The sequence below is a fragment of the Candidatus Omnitrophota bacterium genome (genome assembly GCA_030688425.1).
In the GTDB taxonomy this organism is placed as follows: domain Bacteria; phylum Omnitrophota; class Gorgyraeia; order Zapsychrales; family JANLHA01; genus JAUYIB01.
On sequence record JAUYIB010000015.1, the window covers coordinates 1 to 3,596 of the forward strand.

Sequence of the window (3,596 nt, forward strand, 5' to 3'; positions counted from 1 at the left end):
TGGGCAGGCCGTTCTTGCCGGTGCCCAAGACCGTTTCGTCGGTCGTGACCACAATCGTATATTCCCGGTCCGCCGGCGGAACTGACCCTCCTCGATCAGAATAGGTCAGTGACGTCCCAGCTTCCACAGTACCATTGAGAACTCGCTGGGGAGGCGCGCGGCCCTGGACGACCAGCCGGTCATAATCGCGCTGCAATTCTTCGGCGAATTTCCCGCCGCTCAAATCCACTTCCGGAATGCCAAGCACCAGCCGGCCGTCCTTCATCGCTGCCTTGGCTTTGAAGACGGTCGTACGTGGGCCGTAATCCGCTTCCGCTTGACCCTTTTGACGAGGCGTCGTTTCCTGCCCGTAATTGGCCTTGCCGCTTTGCCCCATCTTGCGGACGACTTTTTCGTGGATGGCATTGACCGCGTAACCCGACGGAATCCAGGACGTCACATAATCTTTATGGGCCTTGGTATATTCGGACGGCAGCCAGTTCATCAGGATCGTGGCCGGACGGCTCCAGCGGTAATTGAAGAGTACGACCGGCCGTTTGCCCAGCGCGTCGGCGAAATGCGTGACGCCCGTGTCCACGGTCACGATATAATCCGACAGATAAATCAATACCTTCAGATGGTGCAGGCCGGACTGGGCGGCCACCCTCACCTCCGGCTGGGACTCGGCCGAAACAAGATTGCGAATCCGGTAAATGATGTTCTCCTGGTCCCGGCTCATCGGCGCCGGGAAGATGACGCGCAGGCCGTGCTGGGACACCATCGCCTCCACGAATTCGGCCACGGCTTTCACGTCGCGCCAGTCGCGGTAGAGGCGCGACGCGAAGAGATTCAACAGCAGGGTCTGCTTCGGCCCGTTCCGGCTGATGCCCTTGAACCAGGCCCTGTCTTCCGGCCTCAATGCAAAGAAATCGTCCTGGCTGAGCAGGGCCTCTTCGGGAACGACCTGACGCAAAATGTTGATGGCCTTGACAGCGTTGAGGCCGGGGGTCGTATACAGGTGTTTCTTCCAGGTCAGCAGCGGGAAATACCGGACCATGCCGTCTTTGCGGATCATCGCGCCGCGGGTGGTGGACACCGAGACATGATCTTCGAAGACCGCCATCATGGCCGCATGCCAGACAGGATAATACTGGGAGGACAGGTTGACCGCCAGATCGATCTTGTGCTGGCTCTTGAAATCGGCCAACCGGCCCGCCAACACCTCGGCGTTCGTGTCGTACATTTCCACGAACTCCTGCTTGGCGATGACGGTCAACCTCGGGTGATTGATGTTCCAGAAATCCACATGATGGGAAACAAGCGTGATCCTGGCCTGCGGGAACATGGCCAGCAGCATTTTGAGCACCGGCCGGTAAACGACTTTGACGTCGCCGAGGGCGATGTCGTCCTTGCCCAGCGCCAGGCCCGTGACCACCAGGATGTTTTGAGGCGCGAAGATGCGCAGCTCACGGAAGAAGTTCACGTAAGACGACTTTTGTCCGGCGATCCGCTCGGCCAGATTCGCCACGATGATGCCAAGGACATGACGGGCGCGCATGGCGCCTGCCTGGCCGACCTTTGATTTGGCGGCGTAGGATCTCAATTTCACGATATGCCGGCGGACCATATGGTCATGGAACCGGGTGGCGAACCAGAACGTCAAGGCCAGTCCGACCCCGGCGACGTTCAGGCTGGCAGCGCCGGCGAACAACGCCATCGGGACGGCGTTCATCAGAGCGACCTGGAAGGCGGCGGCAAACCGGCTCTTCGAGCTCCCCGCGTGCATCAGCAGGAAGGCGCTCCAGGTCGCCACCGTTGCCCACACCGGCCCCCAGACCGCCATCAGAGCCAGGTTGATCGTCCAGAACAAAACCTGTTCGATGCGGCCCTGGTTCTCAATCGTCAGGCCGAACTTGATCAATCCCGGATTCCGTTGGGCTCTGCGCAGTAATTTCTCCAGCGCCGGGATCATGGCGACGTGCCCGTCCGGCCTCTCTTGTCCGGCCCGGCGCAGGACGTCCCTCACCACCGACATCGCGCGCTCGTCAGACAACGAGCGCCCGGCTTTTTTCAATTCCGCGACGAAACGGGCGAACTGGCGATCCGCCAGAGCGCGGTCGTTGCCGGACAGTTCCAAAATATGACGGAAATTGGCGACCCAGCTCCGGACAGCCCAGGCCATCACTTCACGGGGCTCGCTGGAGATCTCATTGAAGTCGCCCATGTCGGCTTCATATCCCAGGAGATCCATGTTGGTAATTGAGCCGTGTTCACCCTGCAGAAGGCCGGCATTCAGATTGGCGGTCAGATTGCTCAAATAATTCCGTCTCAAACTGTTGAAATATGCCCTTGCGGCCTGCCTCTCGCCCTGTTGCGGATACATCTCCGCCACGGCTGCATTGAAGATCTCCTGCACAGGCCGGCCTTCGCGGTCAAAGAAAAGATTGAGGAGGCGGTAATCCCCGATCGGGATCCGGATCGTAACGCCGTATTGATCAAAGATCGGCAGGACGGCAATGCTCAAGCGGGTCGGGAGACCGCCGGCCCTGACAACCCGGCCTTCGCGGTTCGGCGCGATGATCCCGTTGAACAGCGGTTCGAGCCCGACCGGAACCTGCGAACGGAACTGATGCCACCAGTCCAGATAAACGCCGGGTTTACCCACCGCCTGTTCATGCACCGTCGCCGGAATATCGGAAGCAATGTTATGACGCTGATAAGCCGGCGTGCCGGCGCCCTTGAATTCAAGCCCGAAGAAGTGATGCTCAGCAACGGCCGACCGTTTTATCTTTTCGGCCGCGTTGATGATGGCATTGTCCTTGTCTGTCCAAACGGTATAACCCACCGGCAACAGGATAGACCGGCCGGCGATCCCCAGCACCGGCATCGTGGCCGGGCGTCCGCCGATGACAATTCTCTTCAGCCCGAAGCGGGCGTAAACTTCCTCATCGCTCAAAGCCCGAAGCGCGATCTCTTTATTGACGGTACTGGTCCTGCGGATCAACTCATACATCTCCGGCGTGATGCCGATCCCGGACGGGAACAGGACCTGGCGCTGTCCTGCGGGCCTCTCGATTTCAATCTGTTCATAGAACGGCCCGGCTATCAGCACAAGCCCGCCCTGGCGCGTGTTAAGCAATCTGCGCAAAGACGCCGGCAGACGGACGCCGGCAGGGATGTTCCAAGCCATTCCTTCCTTAATATAGACATCGGCATCCAGCCGGACAAAGGGCTGCCCGGCCGTGAAGTAGACCCTTTCGCCGGTCTGCTGGTCCACAATGATGCTGGTGGCATGGCTGCGGACGATCTCTTCCGCGTTCCTGGTCGCGGTCCGGCGCAGGGCGCGGAAGGCCCTGGCGCTGAATGCCGGCAGCGAACGGAGACGGCGGACAAATCTCTTTGTATCAGCCGCGGCCCGGCGCTCGTTCGGTTCATTCCGGGCGATATGGCTGACGAATTCGTGATAATTAATCTCGAGGCGTTTCGAGTCGGATTGCGCAAAATAGGCGGGATGATAATTGACCGCATCGACAACATTAGTTTCGGCGATCATGGGCAGGCCGTTCTTGCCGGTGCCCAAGACCGTTTCGTCGGTCGTGACCACAATCGTATATTCC

1 protein-coding gene is annotated in these 3,596 nt (G+C 59.7%); it reads right to left on the reverse strand.

Translation table 11 applies throughout. The annotated features are described in order from the left end of the window. The coding region (locus Q8Q08_05790; protein ID MDP2653529.1) for a glycosyltransferase family 9 protein at positions 1-3,596 on the reverse strand (3,596 nt) is incomplete at both ends.